General features: G+C 43.3%; 20 protein-coding genes and 1 tRNA gene. 13 read left to right on the top strand and 8 right to left on the bottom strand.

Going from position 1 to position 22,142, the window contains the following annotated elements; translation table 11 throughout:
• Positions 1-1,059, bottom strand: coding sequence for an endolytic transglycosylase MltG (gene mltG / locus NI461_RS04650; protein WP_253151079.1), 1,059 nt, complete (start codon positions 1,057-1,059; stop codon positions 1-3).
• A 1-nt stretch (position 1,060) separates the two neighbouring features.
• A complete protein-coding gene (gene pabC, locus NI461_RS04645; protein WP_253151077.1) occupies positions 1,061-1,876 on the bottom strand; it encodes an aminodeoxychorismate lyase in 816 nt (271 codons plus the stop codon).
• Positions 1,877-2,582: 706 nt separating this feature from the next.
• Between pabC and NI461_RS04640 the strand changes: the two genes are divergently transcribed.
• From NI461_RS04640 to NI461_RS04590, 11 genes are all read left to right on the top strand, one after another.
• The gene (locus tag NI461_RS04640; RefSeq protein ID WP_253151075.1) at positions 2,583-3,602 is read left to right on the top strand and encodes a sulfate ABC transporter substrate-binding protein; all 1,020 of its coding nucleotides are present in this window, start codon (positions 2,583-2,585) and stop codon (positions 3,600-3,602) included.
• 28 nt (positions 3,603-3,630) lie between these two features.
• A complete protein-coding gene (locus NI461_RS04635) occupies positions 3,631-4,236 on the top strand; it encodes an alpha/beta hydrolase (RefSeq protein ID WP_174659489.1) in 606 nt (201 codons plus the stop codon).
• An 86-nt stretch (positions 4,237-4,322) separates the two neighbouring features.
• Positions 4,323-5,156, top strand: coding sequence for a sulfate ABC transporter permease subunit CysT (cysT, locus tag NI461_RS04630; protein WP_151203025.1), 834 nt, complete (start codon positions 4,323-4,325; stop codon positions 5,154-5,156).
• A complete protein-coding gene (gene cysW / locus NI461_RS04625; protein WP_151206460.1) occupies positions 5,153-6,046 on the top strand; it encodes a sulfate ABC transporter permease subunit CysW in 894 nt (297 codons plus the stop codon). The genes cysT and cysW overlap by 4 nt, the downstream gene beginning before the upstream one ends.
• 11 nt (positions 6,047-6,057) lie before the next feature.
• Entirely contained in the window at positions 6,058-7,119 is a 1,062-nt protein-coding gene (locus NI461_RS04620) for a sulfate/molybdate ABC transporter ATP-binding protein (protein WP_151203027.1), read from the top strand.
• A gap of 51 nt (positions 7,120-7,170) precedes the next feature.
• Positions 7,171-8,094 (top strand): CysB family HTH-type transcriptional regulator, encoded by a 924-nt coding sequence (locus NI461_RS04615; RefSeq protein WP_151203028.1) that lies wholly within the window; start codon positions 7,171-7,173, stop codon positions 8,092-8,094.
• Between the two features lie 556 nt (positions 8,095-8,650).
• Entirely contained in the window at positions 8,651-10,006 is a 1,356-nt protein-coding gene (locus NI461_RS04610; RefSeq protein WP_174659487.1) for an amino acid permease, read from the top strand.
• An 87-nt stretch (positions 10,007-10,093) separates the two neighbouring features.
• Positions 10,094-10,169: transfer RNA gene (locus NI461_RS04605), tRNA-Arg, on the top strand.
• Between the two features lie 336 nt (positions 10,170-10,505).
• Positions 10,506-11,759 carry an OmpP1/FadL family transporter gene (locus NI461_RS04600; RefSeq protein ID WP_253156670.1) on the top strand — a complete coding sequence of 418 codons (1,254 nt, stop codon included), beginning with the start codon at positions 10,506-10,508 and terminating at the stop codon, positions 11,757-11,759.
• Positions 11,760-12,097: 338 nt separating this feature from the next.
• Positions 12,098-13,315, top strand: a complete 1,218-nt coding sequence (locus tag NI461_RS04595) for an OmpP1/FadL family transporter (RefSeq protein ID WP_253151063.1) — start codon at positions 12,098-12,100, stop codon at positions 13,313-13,315.
• A 402-nt stretch (positions 13,316-13,717) separates the two neighbouring features.
• A complete protein-coding gene (locus NI461_RS04590) occupies positions 13,718-15,103 on the top strand; it encodes an OmpP1/FadL family transporter (RefSeq protein ID WP_253151061.1) in 1,386 nt (461 codons plus the stop codon).
• A gap of 70 nt (positions 15,104-15,173) precedes the next feature.
• On the opposite strand, the gene thrH is transcribed toward NI461_RS04590, so the two are convergent.
• Complete coding sequence (thrH, locus tag NI461_RS04585) at positions 15,174-15,791, bottom strand: bifunctional phosphoserine phosphatase/homoserine phosphotransferase ThrH (protein ID WP_151203033.1); 618 nt, start codon at positions 15,789-15,791, stop codon at positions 15,174-15,176.
• 205 nt (positions 15,792-15,996) lie between these two features.
• On the opposite strand from thrH, the gene NI461_RS04580 reads away from it, so the two are divergent.
• The gene (locus NI461_RS04580; protein WP_151203034.1) at positions 15,997-16,731 is read left to right on the top strand and encodes a phosphoadenylyl-sulfate reductase; all 735 of its coding nucleotides are present in this window, start codon (positions 15,997-15,999) and stop codon (positions 16,729-16,731) included.
• Positions 16,732-16,906: 175 nt separating this feature from the next.
• A complete protein-coding gene (locus NI461_RS04575) occupies positions 16,907-18,259 on the top strand; it encodes a wax ester/triacylglycerol synthase family O-acyltransferase (protein ID WP_151206470.1) in 1,353 nt (450 codons plus the stop codon).
• Positions 18,260-18,447: 188 nt separating this feature from the next.
• On the opposite strand, the gene NI461_RS04570 is transcribed toward NI461_RS04575, so the two are convergent.
• The 5 genes from NI461_RS04570 to mreC form a co-directional block, all read right to left on the bottom strand.
• Positions 18,448-18,621 carry a PA1571 family protein gene (locus tag NI461_RS04570; protein ID WP_162850565.1) on the bottom strand — a complete coding sequence of 58 codons (174 nt, stop codon included), beginning with the start codon at positions 18,619-18,621 and terminating at the stop codon, positions 18,448-18,450.
• A 133-nt stretch (positions 18,622-18,754) separates the two neighbouring features.
• A complete protein-coding gene (gene rng / locus NI461_RS04565; RefSeq protein ID WP_151203036.1) occupies positions 18,755-20,209 on the bottom strand; it encodes a ribonuclease G in 1,455 nt (484 codons plus the stop codon).
• 42 nt (positions 20,210-20,251) lie between these two features.
• Positions 20,252-20,818, bottom strand: coding sequence for a Maf-like protein (locus tag NI461_RS04560; protein WP_253151059.1), 567 nt, complete (start codon positions 20,816-20,818; stop codon positions 20,252-20,254).
• Complete coding sequence (mreD, locus tag NI461_RS04555; RefSeq protein ID WP_151206474.1) at positions 20,806-21,297, bottom strand: rod shape-determining protein MreD; 492 nt, start codon at positions 21,295-21,297, stop codon at positions 20,806-20,808. Before mreD ends, NI461_RS04560 begins: the two co-directional genes overlap by 13 nt.
• On the bottom strand, positions 21,284-22,141 hold the full coding sequence (gene mreC / locus NI461_RS04550; protein WP_151203039.1) for a rod shape-determining protein MreC: 858 nt from the start codon (positions 22,139-22,141) through the stop codon (positions 21,284-21,286). Before mreC ends, mreD begins: the two co-directional genes overlap by 14 nt.
• Between the last annotated feature and the right edge of the window lies 1 nt (position 22,142).

The following is a 22,142-nucleotide window of genomic DNA, read 5'->3' as shown; positions in this document are numbered from 1 at the left end:
TCATTCCTTATTTTTCGAGCGTAAAACGGTAAGGTATTCCTGCACAGCTTGGTTATGCTCTTGCAGATTGCTACTGAATTTGTGTCCGCCATTGCCTGTAGCAACAAAATAAATATTTTGTGAGTTATCCGGATGCATGGCAGCCTCAATGGCTTTCTTACTTGGCAATGCAATCGGCGTTGGCGGTAAACCTGCCATGGTATAAGTATTATAAGGCGTTGGAGTACGCAGATCTTTGCGGGTAATATTGCCGGTATAGGCATCGCCCATACCATAAATAACCGTCGGGTCGGTTTGCAGACGCATGCCCATGTTCAAACGGCGTACAAACACACCAGAAACCTGTTGCAGCTCACTATCAACACTGGTTTCTTTTTCAATAATCGATGCCATAATCAGCGCTTCATATTTATTCTGATACGGTAGACCTGATGCGCGTTGCTCCCAGGCTTGATCCAGTGTTTTGATCTGTTGCTGATAGAGATTGGTCAAAATCTTGCGGTCAGTTTCCCCTTTGGCAAAGAAATAGGTATTTGGCGCAAATAGCCCTTCGGGATGCGAAAAGGGAATATCAAGTTCCTTGAGCAGCTGTTCAGTAGGCAGGTGCACCACTTCCTTGGTGACCAGCTCATCTTGCTTTAAAGCATCAATTAACTGTTTGAAGGTGGTGCCTTCAATCACCAGAATACGGTTCATCTGGGCATTTTCAGCATTGGAAATCATCTCCATCACTTCACGCATACTCATGCCTTGACGGATTTCATAACCCCCCGCCTTCATGGTGTCATGAATCATAATGCGCTGATAAAGCTTTAAAACAAGCGGAAAGCTGACCTGTCCCTCTTTTGCCAGACGGTCAATAAAACCCGAATAGGTCTCACCTGAACCAATCGCCAATAGCTGTTTTTGCCCCTCGACCGGATAGGCTTTCCATAGACTGCTTTTCAGGATCAGGCCGAGAACCAGAATGATTCCGATCAGTACTAAGGCGATCCCCTTTAGAAAACCTGTCGAGTTGGTTTTATTTGTCTTTTTACTGCTGGACTTGGAAGCTGACATATTAATACGACATCTGATTCAATCGAAGACGGTTAAAAAGTTCAATACAAGCATCTACATTTAAAGCGCGTTGCTCAAATTGAGTGGCAATTTTCATCGGGCTAAGTGCATTACAAAAAAACAGACTGTCAATATGTGGAATTTCATCTATTTCCACATCACGTTGCTGACAGACGATTTGCTGCTCTTGCATCCGTTGCATAATTTCTGCACGCATAACACCGAAGACGCCATTATAACGAAGTTTCGGCGTGACCCATTGATTGTTTATACGAATGAAGCAATTACTGCTCACCCCTTCAACAATTGCCCCCTGTACATTGGTCACCAAGGCTTCAGGCCAAGCGCGTAAATCTGCTTCCTGCTTGAGTAAGACCTGTTCCAGCCGGTTCAGGGTTTTTAGTCCGACCAGATTTGGCATACTCAGGCCTATAGCCTGCTGTAGCACGCCGCTCTGAATCTGCTCATAATTAAAGTCTGATACGGCTTGCGGATAATAAAACATCCACAGGTCCGCAGGATGGTCTGGCAGGCTATAACCTCGCTGACCAATACCACGACTAAGTACGATTTTTAATGTGCCATTCAGTGCAGGTTCTGATTCAAGCAAGACCACTAGGCTTTTTGTAATCAGCCCCAGATCAACATCTAAGCTTAGTTTTTGCTGGCTCATTCTTAGGCGAGCCAGATGACGTTCAGCTAACTCAATGCGATTGTGCCGGATGCGGGCTGTGGTAAAACAGCCATCTCCATAATGAAAGGCACGATCTAACAAATCTATATTATTGACAATTTGAGCATTTTTTAAACATAGCATCCTTAGATCGCCTCTCAAGCCTTAAAGTGAGGTAGTGAAATTATAAGCCTAGTCCCGCTATCTCTGTTACCCAGCTTACATTGGTTTTTCATTATTTTTTATACAAAAATATCACGCCATATCCGCCTCATCTAACCAAAACCAAAGGAGCCAAGGCCGGCATACATCTTCAGTAATTAACAAGCCCAAGGAACTGGCAGCACTACTGTCAGTCGGGACAGGAAGTATACCTGCAAAAGTTTGCCTGAATATTTTTGATGAACCAACTTGCAAATTGTACGACAGCTTAAATCAAGAATTGAGTCCATGCTGGAAAAAACTACCGATCCAATGATTCCTCTTAACCATCGGATACTGGTTCTGATCAAGCATTGCTCTTCGCAATACCAAGGTATCGAAGCAAGAGAGTCCTGCACTCAAGTCATTAAAAGCGCCCATCCTTCAGAAAAAATAATGCCTAAACTCAGGGACAAAAATAGCAGTTAGACCACTATCGGGCCTTTGATGAGAGGAGCACAAGCAATCACACAAAAGCCTGACTCATCTGGTCACTCAGTTAGGCTTTTTTTATAAGCATAGACTCATGACCAGTACTTAAGTGCTTATTATCTCTTTTTTTCATATTGAATTCATTTTTAGTTATTTTTTATGCATAGCTAATAGGATTATGCTGCGCTTAAGTTACAAAACATAGAAAAGAGCGGGGATGCAGATGAGCATTGTACAGACATTAAAACTTGGGGTTTTAGCTATAGCGATTTCGGCAAGCTCTTTTGGTGTGATAGCACAGGATTTTCTTAACGTTTCTTATGACCCGACCCGGGAACTGTATGAAGAGATCAATAAAAATTTCAGCAAATACTGGGAAAGCCGTACCGGTCAGAAAATTAATTTTAAACAGTCGCATGGGGGTTCAGGCAAACAGTCACGTGCTGTGCTGGATGGCTTAGAGGCAGATGTTGTTACTCTCGCACTGGCAGCCGATATTGATGTGCTGGCAAAGAAAGCCCAGCTGCTACCCACAGACTGGCAGAAAAAATTACCGCACAACTCAACCCCATATACCTCGACAATTGTCTTTCTGGTTCGTAAAGCCAATCCCAAAGGGATTCAGGATTGGGATGATCTGGTTAAACCCGGCGTGGCCATTATTACGCCAAACCCAAAAACTTCCGGCGGCGCACGCTGGAACTATCTTGCTGCCTGGGCTTGGGCCAAACACCAGAAAGGTGGCAATGATGCCAAAGCCCGCGATTTTGTGCGTCAAATATATAAGCAGACCAAAGTTCTGGATTCAGGTGCACGTGGTGCAACCACGACTTTTGCTGAACGCGGTATCGGAGATGTCTTGCTGACTTGGGAAAATGAAGCACATTTGGCCTTGCGTGAACAGCCCGGCAAGTTTGAAATTGTGACGCCCTCTCTTTCTATTCTGGCTGAACCACCGGTTGCTATTGTCGAGAAAAATGCCCAGGCAAAAGGCAATAGCTACCTGGCCAAAGGTTATTTGAATTTCCTCTATTCCCCATTAGGTCAGGAAGTTGCAGCAAAAAACTATTACCGTCCGCGCAATAAAGCAGTACTTAAAAAATACCAGCAGACTTTTAAGCCACTAAAACTGGTGACGATTGAGCAGGAATTTGGCGGCTGGACTAAGGTACAACAGACCCATTTTGAAAATGGCGGAATTTTCGACCAGATCGTCAAAGCCAATCAAGCGAAATAACAACTCATTACTTTTAAGGAGCATCGATATGACACATACGCTTATTGTTCCAGGTGTGGGTGGAAGTGAATACTGCCACTGGCAGACATGGTTACAACATCGTCTGATGCGCTGCTCCCGGGTACAGCAAAAAAACTGGCATCATCCTGTCCTGAATGAATGGGTGGCCGAGTGTGTCAAAACCCTTCAAGCCATTCCAGATGATGTGCAGATTGTAGCGCATAGTTTTGGCTGTCTGACCAGTCTGGCGGCCCTTGCCCGGTATCCGGAACTGAAGGCCAAAATCAAAAATCTGGTGCTGGTTGCACCTGCCAATCCGGCACGTTTTGGTGAAAATGGGTTTGCAGATGATAGCCTGACGGATTACCGCGCCTATTTTCAGCAACTCAAGATTCAGGTACCGACTCGCTTATTGATCAGTGAAAATGATCCCTGGCTAAATTTTGCAGATGCCCTGCAACTTGCCAAAGCCTGGAACATCAAACCAATTAATTTAGGTCAGGTCGGTCATGTCAATGTCTCTTCCGGTTTTGGGCCTTTTCCTGAAATTGAACAATACTTAATTTCAGAAAAGACTATGCCACATATCAGTAAAGCTGATGACTGCAAGTATTTATTTAAATTTGCATTTTAGATGCTGCTAACTATGCTTGTGCCAAATTTGTTTTCTAATTTTCGCTGGTCAGCTTCCACCAGCATTCTCTCTTTTGAGGAGTAATCATGTCGCAGCGATCCCGAGTGCTGCCAGGATTTGGTCTTTCTCTAGGCTTTACCCTAGCGTATTTATCATTAATCGTTCTGATTCCGCTTTCTGCCGTTTTTATTAAATCACTGGGCATTGGCTGGGATGGCTTATGGGAAATCCTGAGCTCTGAACGTATTTTAAAATCATTACAGCTAAGCTTTAGTGCCGCCATTATTGCAGCACTGGTCAATGTGGTTTTCGGCCTGTTACTGGCATGGTGTCTGGTACGTTACAGCTTCCCGGGTAAACGCATTATAGATGCTCTGGTCGATTTACCTTTTGCCCTGCCCACTGCAGTGGCGGGTATTGCCCTAACTTCTTTATATGCACCGACCGGCTGGATTGGCCAGTACCTTGAGCCACTTGGAATTCAGGTGGCCTATACACCAATTGGTATTACCCTGGCTTTAATCTTTATCGGTTTGCCTTTTGTGGTGCGTACGGTTCAGCCGGTTCTGAGCGATCTGGAAACCGAGCTGGAAGAAGCAGCATCTGCGCTGGGTGCCAACCGTTTGCAGATTGTTACTAAAATCATCTTCCCGATTTTATTGCCAGCGTTAATTACCGGTTTTGCCTTAGCATTTGCTCGCGGTGTCGGGGAATATGGTTCGGTCATTTTTATTGCGGGTAACCAGCCTTTTGAAACGGAAATTGCGCCCTTAATGATCATCTCCCGTCTGGAAGAATATGATTATGCCGGTGCCACCACCATTGCGGTGGTCATGCTGGTATTGTCTTTTGTAATCTTGTTCCTGATTAACTTAGTCCAAGCCTGGGCCAGCCGTCGTACCGGGAGAACTGCGCGATGAGTTTAAATACCAACAGCAATGCGCTGGCTGAAAAACTACAATCACGCGATGCGACTCGAGAGCCGACCTGGGTGCGCTATACCCTGATCACGATTGCCATGATTTTCTTCCTGAGCTGCCTGATTCTGCCTCTGGTTTTAGTCTTTGTAGAAGCATTTAAACAAGGGGTCGGGGTGTATGCTCAAGCTTTGGTACATCCAGATACCCTGTCTGCCGTGAAGCTGACCTTACTGACTGCCGCAATTGCAGTACCTATGAATGTGGTATTTGGTGTAGCGGCAGCCTGGACTGTGGCGAAATTTAACTTCCGTGGCAAATCGATATTAACCACCATCATTGACATGCCGTTCTCTGTATCGCCGGTGATTGCAGGTTTGATGCTGGTCCTAATTTTTGGCAGTCAAGGCTGGTTCGGCGGCTGGTTGATGGATCATGACATTAAAGTTTTATATGCAGTACCTGCCATTGTCTTGGCCACAATCTTTATTACTGTACCTTTTGTGGCACGTGAGCTGATTCCGCTAATGGAAGCACAAGGAACTGAAGAAGAAGAAGCAGCGATTGTACTGGGTGCATCGGGCTGGCAGACTTTCTGGAAAGTCACCCTGCCTAATATCAAATGGGGGCTGATCTACGGCGTGATTCTGTGTAATGCCCGTGCAATGGGTGAGTTTGGTGCCGTATCGGTCGTCTCCGGTCATATTCGCGGTGAAACCAATACCTTGCCACTGCATGTCGAAATTCTCTATAACGAATATACCTTTAGTGCTGCGTTTGCTGTGTCCTCACTGCTGGCTTTCCTCGCGATTATCACCCTGATTTTAAAAACCTGGGTGGAGCTGCGTCAGGAACGACAAAGCAAACGTAATGAAGATTCAACAGTTTCTTAAGGAATGCCCACATGAGTATTCAAGTTAAAAATATTGAAAAACACTTTGGTGCATTTCATGCACTGAAAAATATCTCCCTCGATTTTCCAGATGGTCAGCTCGTTGCACTCCTGGGTCCATCGGGCTGTGGTAAAACCACCCTGCTGCGGATTATTGCCGGTCTGGAATCAGCCGATGGCGGTCAGGTTATTTTAGAAGGCCAGGATGCAACCCGGGTACATGTGCGTGAACGTGAAGTGGGCTTTGTATTTCAACACTATGCCCTATTCCGCCATATGACGGTTTTTGACAACGTCGCTTTCGGTCTGCGTGTACGTCCACGTTCCACTCGCCCTTCCGAAGCAGAAATTAAAAAACGTGTCACCCGTTTGCTGGATCTGGTTCAGTTAGGTTTTCTGGCTGACCGTTATCCGGCACAGCTCTCTGGCGGCCAACGTCAACGTATTGCTTTGGCGCGTGCTTTAGCAGTTGAGCCACGTGTCCTGTTACTGGATGAACCCTTTGGTGCGCTGGATGCCAAAGTGCGTAAAGAACTGCGCCGCTGGCTACGCACCCTGCATGATGAACTGCATATCACCTCTATTTTCGTGACTCATGACCAGGAAGAAGCGCTTGAGGTAGCAGACCAAATTATTGTAATGAACAAAGGTAATGTCGAGCAAATTGGTTCACCGCGTGAAGTCTATGAAACTCCAGCCACACCCTTTGTATTTGACTTTCTGGGACAGGCCAACCGCTTTGAAGGACAAAATCATGGCGGTATTTTACAACTGGGTGAGGACCGCATCCAGTTTGATGCCGCCAAACAGTCAGCCCAAGGCAATGTCATTGTTTTTGCACGTCCCGATGAACTGCGTATACATGCGCAGCCGCAGGACAATGCCATTCAGGCGACTTTCTTGCGTGAGGTCTGGATTGCTGGCAAAGTAATTGCTGAGCTCACTGATCGTCAAGACAACCTGATTGAAATTTCTTTGACCCCAGAAGAAGCCAGAGCACATCAGTTCAGACCAAATCAGACCGTTTGGTTAAGTGCATTAAATCTGCATTTGTTTGAAAATCAGGTCGCTTAAGACCAAAGGTGGGGCGATAATATGCCCCATCCTCTTATAGAGTATATCATCATGAATTTCCAACAATTAAGAATTATCCGGGAAACGGTTAGACAGAAATTTAATTTAACTGAAGCTTCAGCAGCACTTTATACTTCACAATCTGGAGTAAGCAAACACATTAAAGATCTGGAAGATGAGCTGGGGGTACAGCTTTTTATTCGCAAAGGCAAACGCTTACTTGGTCTGACTGAACCGGGTCAGGCTCTATTGGGCATTGTCGAACGTATGCTAGTCGATGCGGACAATATCAAACGTCTGGCGGATGACTTTAACAAAGTCGATGAAGGCACACTGACGATTGCCACGACCCATACGCAGGCACGTTATATTTTGCCGCCCATCGTAAACCAGTTTAAAAAAGAGTTTCCTAAAGTCCATCTGATTCTACAGCAAGCCAGTCCAGTCGAAATTACTGAAATGCTGCTGCAAGGTGAGGCTGACATCGGGATTGCCACCGAAGCGCTTACAACTGAAGACAATCTGGTGAGCGTTCCTTACTATACCTGGCAGCACAGCATTATTACCCCGCAAAATCACCCATTAACAGCTATAGAGCATATTCAGATTGAGGACTTAGCCAGCTACCCGATTATTACCTATCATGGTGGTTTTACTGGCCGTTCTAAAATTGACAAAGCGTTTGAAGATGCAGGTGTTGATGTCAATATTGTAATGTCTGCACTTGATGCCGACGTGATCAAGACCTATGTGGAGCTGAATATGGGCGTGGGAATCGTCAATGATGTGGCTTATGATTCAGAACGTGATTATCGCCTAAAACAGATTAAAACTGAGATTTTTGGCTTAAATACCACCTGGATCGCAGTTCGTAAAGGTCATCTGTTGCGGGGGTATGGTTATGAGTTTATTTCACTCTGCTCGCCCGATGCCGATATTAAAGCCTTAAAGAGAGTCGCTTATCCGGATGAATAGAAACTAAAAAATTGAGAGGCACTATGGCCTCTTTTTTAATGAGTGCGTGTTGATCTTCTGTCTATACGACAGATTCAAGGCACAAGTACAATCAAGAAAACAGCGCTATTCCCTTCCTCTATTTTCGTTTATCGTCCTTTAAATCGACTCAAGTGGCCTAAAAATAAGTTTCTGTACTTGCGGGCGGATTCATTTTTACTATTTCAAGCAGAATAAATTCTGTCTTTTTTTCTTGAAAAGTTACAGATATGAGGACATTGAAAACTTTCAAATTACAAATTAAAAATCCGAATATTCCAGTATATCTGAGTTTTTATCCCATTACTCAGACGTCACATCTGGTTTGTAGCCTATTCGCCGGCAAAAAGTAAAAATCCGTCAATTATCGTGTCAATAAAAATAAGCCTTTGATTAATTGATATTATATTTAATTTACCACCATAAATAATCATTATTGTTTTTATAGCCATCATTGATTTTTATGATGCACTAGGCTTCTTATCTTTGATCTATTACAATCAGCGACTTATTATTTTCCATTGTCGGGCTGAAAACTTTGAATAACGAGTCTTCACAACTTCAGCGTGGCTTAAAGAACCGTCATATTCAGTTGATCGCCATGGGCGGTGCAATTGGCACAGGCTTATTCTTAGGTTCCGCACAGGTGATCCAATCAGCTGGCCCTTCTATTATTTTAGGCTATGCCATTGGTGGATTAATCGCATTCTTAATCATGCGCCAATTAGGTGAAATGATTGTTCATGAACCGGTTGCCGGTTCATTTAGCCATTTTGCTTATACATATTGGGGGAAATTCCCGGGTTTTCTTGCAGGCTGGAACTACTGGATTTTGTATATCCTGGTTGCCATGACCGAACTGACTGCTGTCGCAAAATATATTAACTACTGGTGGCCACATATCCCTGCCTGGGCATCGGTTTTGTTTTTCTTTATTGTGATTACTCTGGTTAACCTCGGCAATGTAAAATTCTATGGTGAATCAGAATTCTGGCTGTCAATTATTAAAGTGACTGCGGTCGTTTCGATGATTGTCTTTGGCCTCTATCTGATTTTAACAGCAGATGCCTCCTCAACAGCGTCTTTTAGTAACCTTTGGACGGCAGGCGGCTTCTTCCCGAACGGCTTTGAAGGCTTGTTCTATATGCTTGCATTTCTGATGTTCGCTTTTGGCGGGATTGAGCTGATTGGTATGGCAGCAGCAGAAGCTGATGATCCGGAAAAAACCATTCCTAAAGCGATTAATCAGGTGGTTTTCCGTATTCTGATCTTCTATGTGGGTGCTTTGACCATTCTCTTGTCTCTGGTACCTTGGAACCAGCTTGAACTTGGTGGTCTGGATAAAAGTCCATTCGTCATGATTTTTAGCCAGCTTGGTATTGGCTGGGCTGCTCATCTGCTTAACTTTATTATTTTGACTGCTGCGCTTTCTGTCTATAACAGTGGAATGTATGCAAATAGCCGTATGCTGTACGGCCTGGCACATCAAGGGAATGCCCCTAAAGTGTTCAAAACAGTCAATAAACAGGGAGTGCCGGTTCCTGCAGTGCTTTTCTCTGCGCTACTGATCTTCGGTTGTGTCTTGCTTAATTACCTTGTTCCTGAAAATGCACTAAGCCATCTGATTTATATTGTGGTCGGTGCGCTGGTCTTAAACTGGGCCATGATTTCCCTCACCCATCTCAAGTTTTTACAGAGCATGAAGAAATCAGGACAAAAAACCAGTTTCCCTGCACTTTGGTCACCTGCAGGCAATATCTTGGTCTTAAGCTTTATTGCTATGATCTTGTATATCATGTGGACACAGGGCTTCAAGGAATCTGTACTGATGATTCCAATCTGGATCATTACCATGCTGTGTGTTTTTAAATTGCTTAAGCCAAAAAATACTTGATACGCTGATTTATTTTGTATATTTAAAAAGTTACTGCTCCGGCAGTAACTTTTTTTATGCATTTTGCAGTAAAATAAACTTCTGTTTGCGCCCTTAGCTTAACTGGATAGAGCAGTTGCCTCCTAAGCGACCGGCGTGGGTTCGAGTCCCGCAGGGCGCACCAAGAATAAAAATGTGATTTATTCCGCATAAAAAAACATGAAATTGCATCCTTTTAGAATATTTTTTAAACAAAAAAACATTTTCTTCTCATTATTTTATGCCTTTTACTATCAATAACTTAACCTAACCAACTCTTATATTTTGGTGTAAAAACTCTATTTTGATGCTTTTTTGAACCAATTAGTTTTTTCTAGAGCATTTACTCTTATTTTAATTGTGCTATTTTTGTCACATGGAGTAACAAATGATTGCGGTTCATCCCCCTAAAGTCTCCACAAATTCAACAAGTGCAAACAACAACGCTAGCTATAAATTTGTACCTCAAGGAAAGACATAAATGAAATTAAAAACATTAACGACTGCAATGATTCTCGCGACTGTACCAATGACTGGGGCATTTGCAGCAGCCCTAGATCGTTCAGGTCAATCTATTGCAGCCTTCCTGCAACCAGGGAATTACTTTGAGGCAGGAATTTCAGTTCTAGACCCAAATGTTTCTGGTAAAGCAAAAGCAGCTTCTGGGGGCGGAACATTATCTGATATGGCAGGGGATTACTATTTTCCAAGTGCTGCCCTTAAATTCCAGCCAACCGAAAAGTTCTCTGTAGGTATTTTATATGACCAGCCATTTGGGGCAGATGCGGCTTATTCGAACTCTGATCCGTTAGTTGCAGCAGGTACTGGATTATTCCATCTTAATGGCGAAAGCACTGAAGTAGATGTAACTACACAAAGTTTATCTTTCATTCTAGGTTTCCAGCCAATTGAAAATATCAATATTTATGGTGGCGCCATTTATCAAACTGTGGAAGGTGACGTACAACTTCGTGGAGCTGCTTATGGTTCTGCTAACGGTTTAGGTAAATATAACGCAACCATGAAAGAAGATTCTGCTGTTGGCTGGTTAGCGGGTGTCGCCTACCAAATTCCAGAAATTGCGTTAAAGGCATCTCTAACCTATCGCTCAGAGATTGATCATGAAGCTGCGACACGTGAATATGGTCAAAGTAATATCCTTGCTGTTGTAACACAAAATCCAGCAGCTGCTTTATATGATGTTAATACAACGACCAAAATTACAACTCCGCAATCTGTGAATCTGGATTTCCAAACTGGGATCATGGCAGATACAGTGGCTTTTGCAAACATACGCTGGGTCAATTGGGAAGACTTTTCTATCCGTCCAGAAAAATTTGATCAAGTAGGCCGTATTTTAGGTGCTGCCGGACAAACTCCTGATAATCCTAATGGCTTTGACTTAGTTGCTTATACAGATGACCAATGGTCAGCGACTGTAGGTGTAGGTCGTAAATTCAATGAACAATGGGCCGGTAATGCCTCAGTTGGCTGGGATTCTGGTGCAGGTAACCCAGTTTCAACGCTTGGTCCAACTGAGGGTTATTGGAACGTTGGTTTAGGTCTGCAATATTCTCCAGCTCCAAATTATTTTATCGCTGGTGGTGTTAAATACTTCATGTTAGGCGATGCAGATGCTCAACCTGCTTCTATGTTTGGAACAAATAATGCAATTGCCGAGTTTGAAGATAACGATGCTTGGGGCTACGGTTTAAAAATAGGCTATCGCTTCTAATGTAATCTAGACAACATAATAAAAGACCATTTTCGAATGGTCTTTTATTGGTTAAGCTTGATTGCCTACATCTCTATCTCAGTTGCTGGTTTTTACTACAATTAAAACTCATAAAAAATTAGTACTTTTACATTATTCTGCCTTTGATCGACCCTATATTAAATTTATATTTTTCATATATTTAAGCAAAAAAATCTAGTATAAATACTCTAGACAAGCATTTTCCTTAACCGCTATAGTTCACTTCTTCGACAAAGCTGAGTATTTACTCTTTTTAAAATTGTGTTACTTTTCCACAACTTTTAATAATTTTAATGTAACTCTGTCAAGGATGAGCCATGAAGCTTAAGCCAATTTCTATCGCGATTCTCCTGTCCACACTCCCTACTTCTGTTGTATTCGCTGCCGGTTTAGATCGTTCAGGTCAGTCCATTTCTGCATTTTTACAGCCGGGTAATTATGCAGAAGCAGGTATTTCAATCCTTGACCCTGAAGTAAAAGGAAAGGATACAAATGGCAACAAAACAGGTGACATGGCAGGTGACTACTACTTCCCTAACGCTGCTCTAAAAATTCAAGCCACAGATCATTTCTCTGTTGGTCTTATTTATGATCAACCTTTCGGTGCGGATGCAGAATATTCTGGTAACAACAGATTTGTAGAAAACCCGCCAGTTCCATTTCAAGGCGGCACATCTGTTACTGTCGATACTCAAAACTTAAATTTACTTTTTGGATATCAACCGAACGAAAACTGGAATCTCTATGCAGGTGCTGTATATCAAACAGTAGATGGTACTGTTCTTTTACGTGGTGAAACTTATTCAGCATTTAATGGATATGATTTTAGAACAGGCGAGGATGAATCTGTAGGTTGGTTAGCAGGTGTTGCCTATCAAATTCCGGAAATAGCACTTAAAGCATCGGTAACTTACCGTGCTGAAATCGAGCATAAAATGAATGCTTCTGAGAATTTTGGCTCTACGGCTATTCAAGACAATCCGCTAAACCCTGTAATTTCTATGATTACTCGTACTAATTCGGAAACTAAACTTACCACCCCTCAATCTCTTAATATCGATTTCCAAACAGGAATCATGACTAATACTGTAGCTTTTGCAAATTTACGCTGGGTCGATTGGTCGAAGTTTAAAGTGCAGCCTTATCAATTTGGTAAATTATCTCAGTATTTAGGACAAAACAACCTTGTTCCTAACAAACCAAATGGGTTTAACCTGATTGACTATAAAGAGGATCAGATCTCAGCAACAGTAGGTGTGGGCCGTAAGTTTACAGATCATTGGGCTGCAAATGTATCGGTAGGCTGGGATTCTGGCGCCGGTAATCCTGTGACCACCTTAGGTCCAACTGACGGCTATTGGAATGTCGGCACTGGCGTACGCTTCTCCCCTGCTACAAATTACTTTATTGGCGCTGGCGTAAAATATTTCTGGTTAGGCGATGCTGATGCTGTAACGGGAGCGCATACACCAGCAGGCATATTCTCAGACAACCATGCAATTGCTTATGGTTTAAATATGGGTTACAGCTTCTAATCCCAAGGTATAAATACCAGCCAACTCCCTTTTAAAAAGAGCTTCATTAGAAGCTCTTTTTTTATACCCTTAATCCATTAAAATTTACACATTCATTATTGCATGACTCATCTAAATTATTTGCTATTAGTTCTTTAAAATTCCTGCTAGCTATAAGCCAAAGCAATATAGATCAAACACAAAAGAACAATTTTATGAATAAAAATATGCACATAATTAGAATTCTTACTTTATTTAGCTTTATTTTGCAACATCTTTATTTTATTAAAAATTCAAATTAGAGCCTTTACTCTTTTTTTCTTTATGCTATGTTTTGCACATAGATATGATTAAAAAATAAATTACATATCTTATATTGTTATTAACGCATTGAAGCGTTTTTTATACTAGGAAAGTAGAAAAATGAAGTTAAAAACTTTAACCAGTGCCATTCTATTAAGCTGCATCTCAACCTCAGGAGTTTTTGCAGCCGCCTTGGACCGTTCTGGCCAGTCTATTAGTGCCTTTCTTCAGCCAGGCAACTACTTTGAAGCAGGGGTTTCTGTACTAGATGCAGATGTATCAGGTCAGATGCGTGAAGGTTGGATGCCGCCAAACTCCCTTATTCAAGGCAAAGGTTTAGGGGGTACTGAATTATCAGATATGGCTGAAAGCTACCAGTTTTATAATGCAGCGCTTAAAGTTCAATTAACTGATCATTTTTCTTTCGGCTTAATCTATGATCAGCCTTTTGGCGCAAAGGCTAAATATTCAACTACTGATGCCAACTATTCTGACATCGGTACAGGCCAATCAGCACTAAAAGAGTCAGGCGCTTTCTTTGCGGGCGGTGAAGGTACTGAAGTTGATGTAAGCACTCAAAACTTATCAATGATTTTTGGATTCCAACCTAATGAGAATTGGAATATCTACGCAGGCCCAGTGTACCAAACCGTTAAAGGTAATATTAAACTACGTGGTGCAGCATATGGCCCATACGGCAGCGCGCTTTGCCCAGTTATGTGTTCAGGTCTCGCAACTGGTCCAGATAAAACACCATTTAAAGGTTATGATGCAAGTGTTGGTGAAGATTCTGCTGTAGGCTGGTTAGCAGGCGCAGCATTCCAAATTCCAGAAATTGCACTTAAAGCTTCTGTAACTTACCGTTCTGAAATTGATCATGACATTAATATCGACGAAACTTTAGGCTATGTCACCAATACTTTAGTATCTGGTCGCTTCCCTCCACTACAGGCTAGTAATATTAATGCCATCAATGCAAGCTCTGGCAATACCCAAATTACAACCCCCCAGTCTGTAAACTTAGACCTTCAATCCGGCATCATGGAAAATACTGTTGCTTTTGCACAAGTACGTTGGGTAGATTGGTCGAGTTTTGCAATTCGTCCCTACAAGTTTGGTCAATTATCCTCTCAGTTAACTCAAGCAGTAGCTGGTACTCCACGTGGATTTGACTTAATCGCTTATGAAAAAGATCAAATTTCTGCAAACGTGGGGGTAGGCCGTAAATTCAATGATCAATGGGCAGGTACAGTGATGGTGGGTTGGGACTCTGGCGCAGGTAATCCTGTCTCCACTTTAGGACCAACTGAAGGCTATTGGAGCCTAGGTTTGGGTGGTCAATTTAGCCCAACTCCCCAAACATTTATTCAAGCTGGAGTTAAATACTTCTGGTTAGGGGATGCTAAATCACAAGTTGCATCAGACTTTGGCACAGACAACTATGCAGCTAATTTTGAAGACAATGATGCAATCGGCTACAGCATGAAAATTGGTTATCGCTTCTAATTTACATCACAAAAATCAGGATTAAACAAGAAAGGGCGCCATGAGCGCCCTTTCTTGTTAACCTAAAAAATTAAGCTGGAATATCACGTACCGACGCATTACGAATCGCTTCTTTTAATGCATCATAACCATTGATTGGCGGAAACTGTGGAAACTCAGCAATCACATTTTCAGGTGCATCAAACAGAAAACCATGATCTGCTTCACCTAGCATAGTAGTATCATTATAGGAATCACCTGCTGCAATCACACGGAAGTTCAGGCCATGCAGAGCTTTTACAGCCTGACGCTTTTGGTCCGGCTGACGTAATTTATAGTCTGTGATCATGCCATTACCATCTGTTTCCAGTTTATGACAGAAAATAGTTGGCCAGCCCAATTGCTTCATTAAAGGATGGGCAAATTCATAGAAGGTATCTGACAAAATAATCAGCTGGAAATGTGTACTTACCCACTCTACAAATTCTTTTGCCCCTTCAAAAGGTCCCATCTCCGCAATCACGGCCTGAATATCATCCAGACCTAAACCATGCTGTTTAAGAATATTCAGACGCTGAGTCATCAGTACATCATAGTCAGGAATATCGCGTGTCGTTGCTTCAAGCTCCTTGATGCCGGTTTTTTTTGCAAAGTTAATCCAAATTTCTGGAACCAGAACGCCTTCTAAATCTAGACATACGACTTCCATGACTATCCCCTTTGAACGGTATTAAAAAAATCAGTCTTATGATAGCTGAAGAAATAAATTTTGCACTGCTCTTTTTAAAATCTATTTTCCTCATAAGTATTTATTTTTTAGTGCTAAGTCCTTTAAGTGAAGTCTATTAAAATGCCTGTAAATTAAATTAGTTGATAGGCCGCGTCACTTCCAGGCCTATGTTGCCAGGACTCTTATGACTAAAATCCCGACTATTGATATGGTGGATGCGCTGGCATCCGAATATGCAGATAAATCACCGAGTGAAATTTTGGCGCTTGCGCTAAATCAATCTGGCGAGATTGCGATTTCCTTTTCAGGTGCAGAAGATGTAGTTCTGATTGATATGGCCTCACATCTGGGCAAGCCGTTCCGGGTATTTAGTCTCGATACCGGCCGCCTGCATGCCGAAACGTACCAGTTTATTGAGCAGGTTCGCAAACACTATCATATTGATATTGAAATCTGCTTTCCGGAAACTGAAGCCGTTCAACAACTGACCACAACAAAGGGTATGTTTAGTTTTTATCAAGATGGTCATCAGGAATGTTGTGGGATTCGCAAGGTTCAGCCTTTACGTAAAAAACTGGCGACGCTGGATGGCTGGATTACCGGGCAGCGCAAAGACCAGAGTCCGGGCACCCGTCAGGAAATCCCAGTGGTACAGGCGGATGCCGGCTTTTCTGGCCCCGGCAAACAGCTGATCAAATATAATCCATTAGCGAACTGGTCAAGCGCCGATGTATGGAGTTATATCCGTATGATGGAGATTCCTTATAATCTGCTACATGAAAAAGGCTTTATTTCAATTGGCTGTGAGCCATGTACCCGCCCTGTACTTCCAAACCAGCATGAACGTGAAGGTCGCTGGTGGTGGGAAGAAGCCACTCATAAGGAATGCGGTTTGCATGCCGACAATTTAAAAAAATAATCTGGTAAAAACCACCGCCTTGTCGGTGGTTTTTTTGTAAACCTATCCGCTACATAAAAGTACTCCTTTTATGTATGTGGCAAAATCGCTATACTTTATCTTACGATACCAATAATTCTAACAAGGTTGCTTGCACAAAAGCAGCTGAAGAAAATGCAGTGAGGCAATCTACGCTATGCGTCCATTACATCCAATTGATTTTATTTTTTTAACTTTAGAAAAACGCCAGCAACCCATGCATGTCGGCGGATTATTTCTGTTTCAAATCCCTGAGCATGCACCCGCCTCTTTTATTCAAGACTTAGTGAGCGATATTCGTAATTCAAAATCTTCTCCGATTCCCCCTTTTAATAATTACTTAAACGGCCTATTTTGGGACGAAGACGAAGAATTTGATCTTGAGCATCATTTTCGGCATATCGCTCTGCCTAAACCTGGACGTATTCGTGAATTACTCAGCTATATTTCCCAAGAGCATAGCGCACTGATTGATCGGGCCAAGCCTTTATGGACTTGTCACATTATTGAAGGCATTGAAGATAACCGTTTTGCCATGTATTTCAAAATACATCATGCCATGGTAGATGGCATTGCCGGAATGCGTCTAGTCGAAAAATCACTGTCCCACGATCCGGATGCAAAAAGTATTGTACCTCCCTGGTGTGTACAGGGCCCACGGGCTAAACGTTTAATGACCCCGAAGGTGAGCCGGCTAAAAAATATCCTGCGCACTATTAAAGGGCAGCTTGAATGTACTCCACGGGTCGCTTACGAGCTGTCTCAGACCATAATGAAAGACATGGGACGCAATCCCGACTATGTATCCAGTTTTCAGGCTCCCTGTTCTATTTTAAACCAGCGGGTCAGCTCCTCGCGCCGTTTTGCCGCCCAATCTTTTGAATTTTCACGCCTGCGTCACATTTCCAAAGCGTTAGGGGTGACCATTAATGATATTGTACTGGCGATTTGCTCAGGCGCCTTACGTGAATATCTGCTCAGCCAGAATGCACTACCTAAAAAGCCTCTGATTGCCATGGTACCAGCTTCAGTACGCAGCGATGACTCCGATCTTTCCAATCGGATTACCATGATTCTGGCAAATCTCGGTACGCATAAAGATGACCCACTGGAGCGTCTAGACATTGTACGCCGCAGCGTATTAAATGCCAAAGAACGTTTTAAACGCATGAATGCCAATCAGATTTTAAACTATAGTGCATTTATTTATGGTGCAGCCGGTTTAAATATTGCATCGGGTTTAATGCCTAAACGTCAGGCGTTTAATCTGGTCATTTCAAATGTTCCAGGACCACAAGAGCCACTTTACTGGAATGGCGCGCGTCTGGAAGCCCTCTACCCTGCCTCGATTATATTGGACGGTCAGGCACTGAATATCACGATGACCAGCTATCTGGACAAACTTGAAGTCGGCCTCACTGCCTGCCGTAATGCCTTACCGAAAATGCAAAACCTGCTGACTCATCTAGAAGAAGAAATTCAACGTTTTGAGCAACTCATAGAGAGCTAATCCCCCCTGAAGTTACAAGCGGTAGCTTAATTGTATCCCCTACAGAAAGACGTTAACTCAACAATTTGGCATTAAGCACTTTTGCCAATCCTGCAAAGACAAATAAAGGGATCTGATCGATCCCTTTAGTTATTGATTTACACCAAGTGAATTATTTTTATACAGAGAATAAAATCGTTAAACCTGAATTAACCCTTAATAGTACGACACTGTTTTAATAACTGATGGCACACCGTACGAATCATAGAAGCCGTAATCTGAACTTCATTACCGCGCTCATCAACAATATATCCAGCATGAACAGTTTTTGGTTCTAGTACATGTTTTAGGCTTTTATTTACAACCGCTTTACTCATACTCATCATATACTCCTTTTGCTAAGCCTAGAACGGGGAGAAATGGCTTTGGCTAATTTGATGTTTCTAGTATTGTAAATCTCGACCCAATTGTAAAATTCCAGATGTAACAAGTGTTTAACGATATTCTGTTACAATTTCAGCTCAGAATGATATCGTATTGCTCTTGCGTATATAAATTTTCCACTTGGAACTTAATCACGCGATTAATAAAATGCTCAAGATCAGCGACTGCTGGTGCTTCTGCAGTTAACAAGCGATCAATCACCGCAGGATGAGCAACGACAGTAAAGCCACTCTGTGACTCATACGCCCGTGCATAACGCAGAATTTCCCTAAATATTTCGTAACACACTGACTCTGCTGTTTTGACATAGCCTCGCCCTTGGCAGGTTGGACATGCTTCACACAATAAATGTTCTAAAGATTCCCGGGTACGCTTTCGGGTCATTTCCACCAGACCCAATTCAGACACCTGGGTAATTTTGGTCTTGGCATAATCCCGTTCCAGCATACGCTCAAACTGCTTCATAACCTCTTCACGATGCTGGGCTTCTTGCATATCAATGAAATCAATAATGATAATTCCGCCCAGATTACGCAAGCGCAGTTGACGTGCAATGACCTGGGTAGCCTCCATATTGGTTTTGAATACGGTATCTTCCAGGGAACGGCCACCGACATAAGAACCGGTGTTGATGTCAATCGTAGTCATGGCCTCAGTCTGATCAATCATTAGATAGCCACCAGATTTGAGTGCGACACGGGTCTGCAAGGCCTTTTGCAAATCCTCTTCAACATTGTACAAGTCAAAAATCGGACGTTCACCTGGATAATGCAGCAAACGATCCTTCATGCTCGGTACGAATTCTTCGACAAACTCTTGCAACTTGCTATGAATTTCACGTGAATCAATATAGATTTTGGCGGTATTCTCATTTGCCAGATCACGAATCACCCGCTCAGGTAAAGGGAGTTCTTCAAAAATCAGTGAAGGGACTGCAATGACTTTTTGTTTACGCTGAATATATTCCCAGAGCTTGGCCAGATAAGCCATATCCTGAGCAATAGCGGCCTCTTCAATCCCTTCGGCAGCCGTGCGTACAATGACTGAACCCGGAAGTTTATATTCACCCTGAATATGCTCAATAATGGAACGTAAACGGTTGCGCTCATCTTCAGATTCAATCCGCTGGGATACTCCGATATGATTGCCATACGGCATCAGCACCAGATAACGTGAAGGAATCGAAAGATCGGTAGAAAGGCGCGCACCTTTGGTGCCCAACATGTCTTTCATAACCTGAACGGTAAGAATTTGTCCCGGTTGCAGCAGCTCAAACACATTTGGTGTAGGCTGATTGCGCGGCCAGACCATATCATTAATGTGCAAAAAGGCAGTTCTAGACAGGCCAATATCGACAAAAGCGGCTTGCATGCCAGGCAGAACCCGGACCACTTTGCCTTTATAAATATTTCCAACCAGACCACGCTTGGCCGTGCGCTCGACAAACAGTTCATTGACTGTGCCGTTTTCAATTAACGCAACGCGGCATTCCATTGGCGTGACGTTAATCAACAATTCGTCAGACATAACAACACTCAAAACATTATAAAAATTCTTTTTTATCAGTAGTTAATTTAGTGCCTTAACTCTCTGTAGTAACTGTACTGTTTCATAAAGGGGCAATCCCACCACATTGGAATAACTGCCCTGAATGCCTGGAATATAGCGTGCGGCAATGCCCTGAATTGCATAAGCACCTGCTTTTCCTACCGGCTCACCGCTTGCCCAATAACTTTCCATATCCTGGACACTCAGTATCTGAAATTCAACCTGGGTTCTGACGACTATACTGTATTTTTCATCTTTTGTACGCACACACACCCCAGTGTAAACATCATGCCACCGCCCTGAGATTTTTGTCCACATTTCAATCGCATGCTGTTTTGATGCAGGTTTACCCAAAATTTCATCATCGACGCCTAAACTGGTATCTGCAGCGATGATAATTGCTTCTGGAAAACGCTCCGCCACGGCATCAGCCTTGGCCCGTGCCAGACGTTCCACATAGATTGCGACGGACTCGCCTGCATGCACAGATTCGTCGATATCCGGACTATAAATATCAAAGCTCAGCCCAAGTTGCTGTAACAACTCGCGACGTCGCGGCGAGCTAGAAGCAAGAATTATATGCGCCATTTCTTCAACATATAGTAAAGGACAGGCCAGACCAGAATACTGGTCAGCACTGGAATCCAGTGCCGGGCAAAGGAAAACTGTACGCTGGCTAAAATCTGGGCAAAAAAGATCAGCATCAGATGGGCCACAATGGCAATTGCAGTGATGATCCACAAATTGGAAAAGGTCAAAATACGGCGTTCACGGGTCAGGAAACGTGCCAGAAAAGCGATAAGTATAAAACTGAGTGCATTAAGCCCCAAAGGAGCATCCAGCAACAAGTCCGCAAAAATACCGGTCGCAAAAGCAAACCAGATCCCGCACCAGGTGGGCTGACACAATACCCAGAACAGCATCACCATCAGCATAAACAGCGGACGCCAGCCCGACAAGGTATAGGACAAGGGATAAACCATCAAGATCGAAGCGAGGATTACCGATATTACAATTGCCAGAAAAGGATCACGCTGTGTTCTTGATTTCATCTTAGCGATTGACATGCGGCTGCTCCATCGCCAGTGAGTCGGAGAATAACACCACCACATGATGCCCGCCCGCAAGCTGCGCTGCCGGAATCATGTCAATTTGGGCAAACTCGCCTGAATTATGCCGTTGGACTTTAGCCACCGTCCCCACCAGATAACCGGCCGGAAAATGCTGGCCCAACCCGGAGCTATATACTTTTTCTCCAACCTTGATGTTGGCACTGGTCGGTACATATTCCATCTTTAAACGTCCCAGATCGCCCGTACCGGATACAATCGCACGCATGCCAGTACGTTCCAGACGTACGGACAGCGAATGCTCTTTATCAGACAGCAACATTACCCGGCTACTATGTGGATAGACACTGATAATCTGCCCCATGATGCCTTTATCATCCAATACGGTCTGCCCTACTTTCAGGTCATTTCTGGAACCACGGTTGATCACGATAATATGCCGCAGGGGGTCGGCATCTGTGCCAATCACCTCGGCAATTTCCATGCGTCCATCAATAATCAGCGGTGTATCCAGCAGACCACGTAAACGGGTATTTTCGGCAGAAAGCTCGGCAATTTTTTGCAGTCGGACTTGGGCCTGCAACAGCTCAGCCTGCATCGCGGTATTTTCACGACGCAGTTGTGCTTCAGATTTGGTTTGTTGATTCAGCCATTCTCGCGATAGTACCGGATAGCTGGCCACGGCATAAATCGGATTATAAGCCGCGTACAAGACATCCCGTGCAGGTTGGACCACATGTGGCATGCGCCAGTCAAAGAACAGCACTACCAGACAGGTGACCAATGCAATGATAAAAGAGCGAAAAGATGGCGGTTGTCGAGAAAACAGATGTGCTTGCACC

The organism is Acinetobacter sp. S4400-12 (assembly GCF_024129495.1).
In the GTDB taxonomy this organism is placed as follows: domain Bacteria; phylum Pseudomonadota; class Gammaproteobacteria; order Pseudomonadales; family Moraxellaceae; genus Acinetobacter; species Acinetobacter lwoffii_C.
Note: the sequence above shows the minus strand (reverse complement) of the source record. Positions and strands in the feature narration are given on the sequence as shown.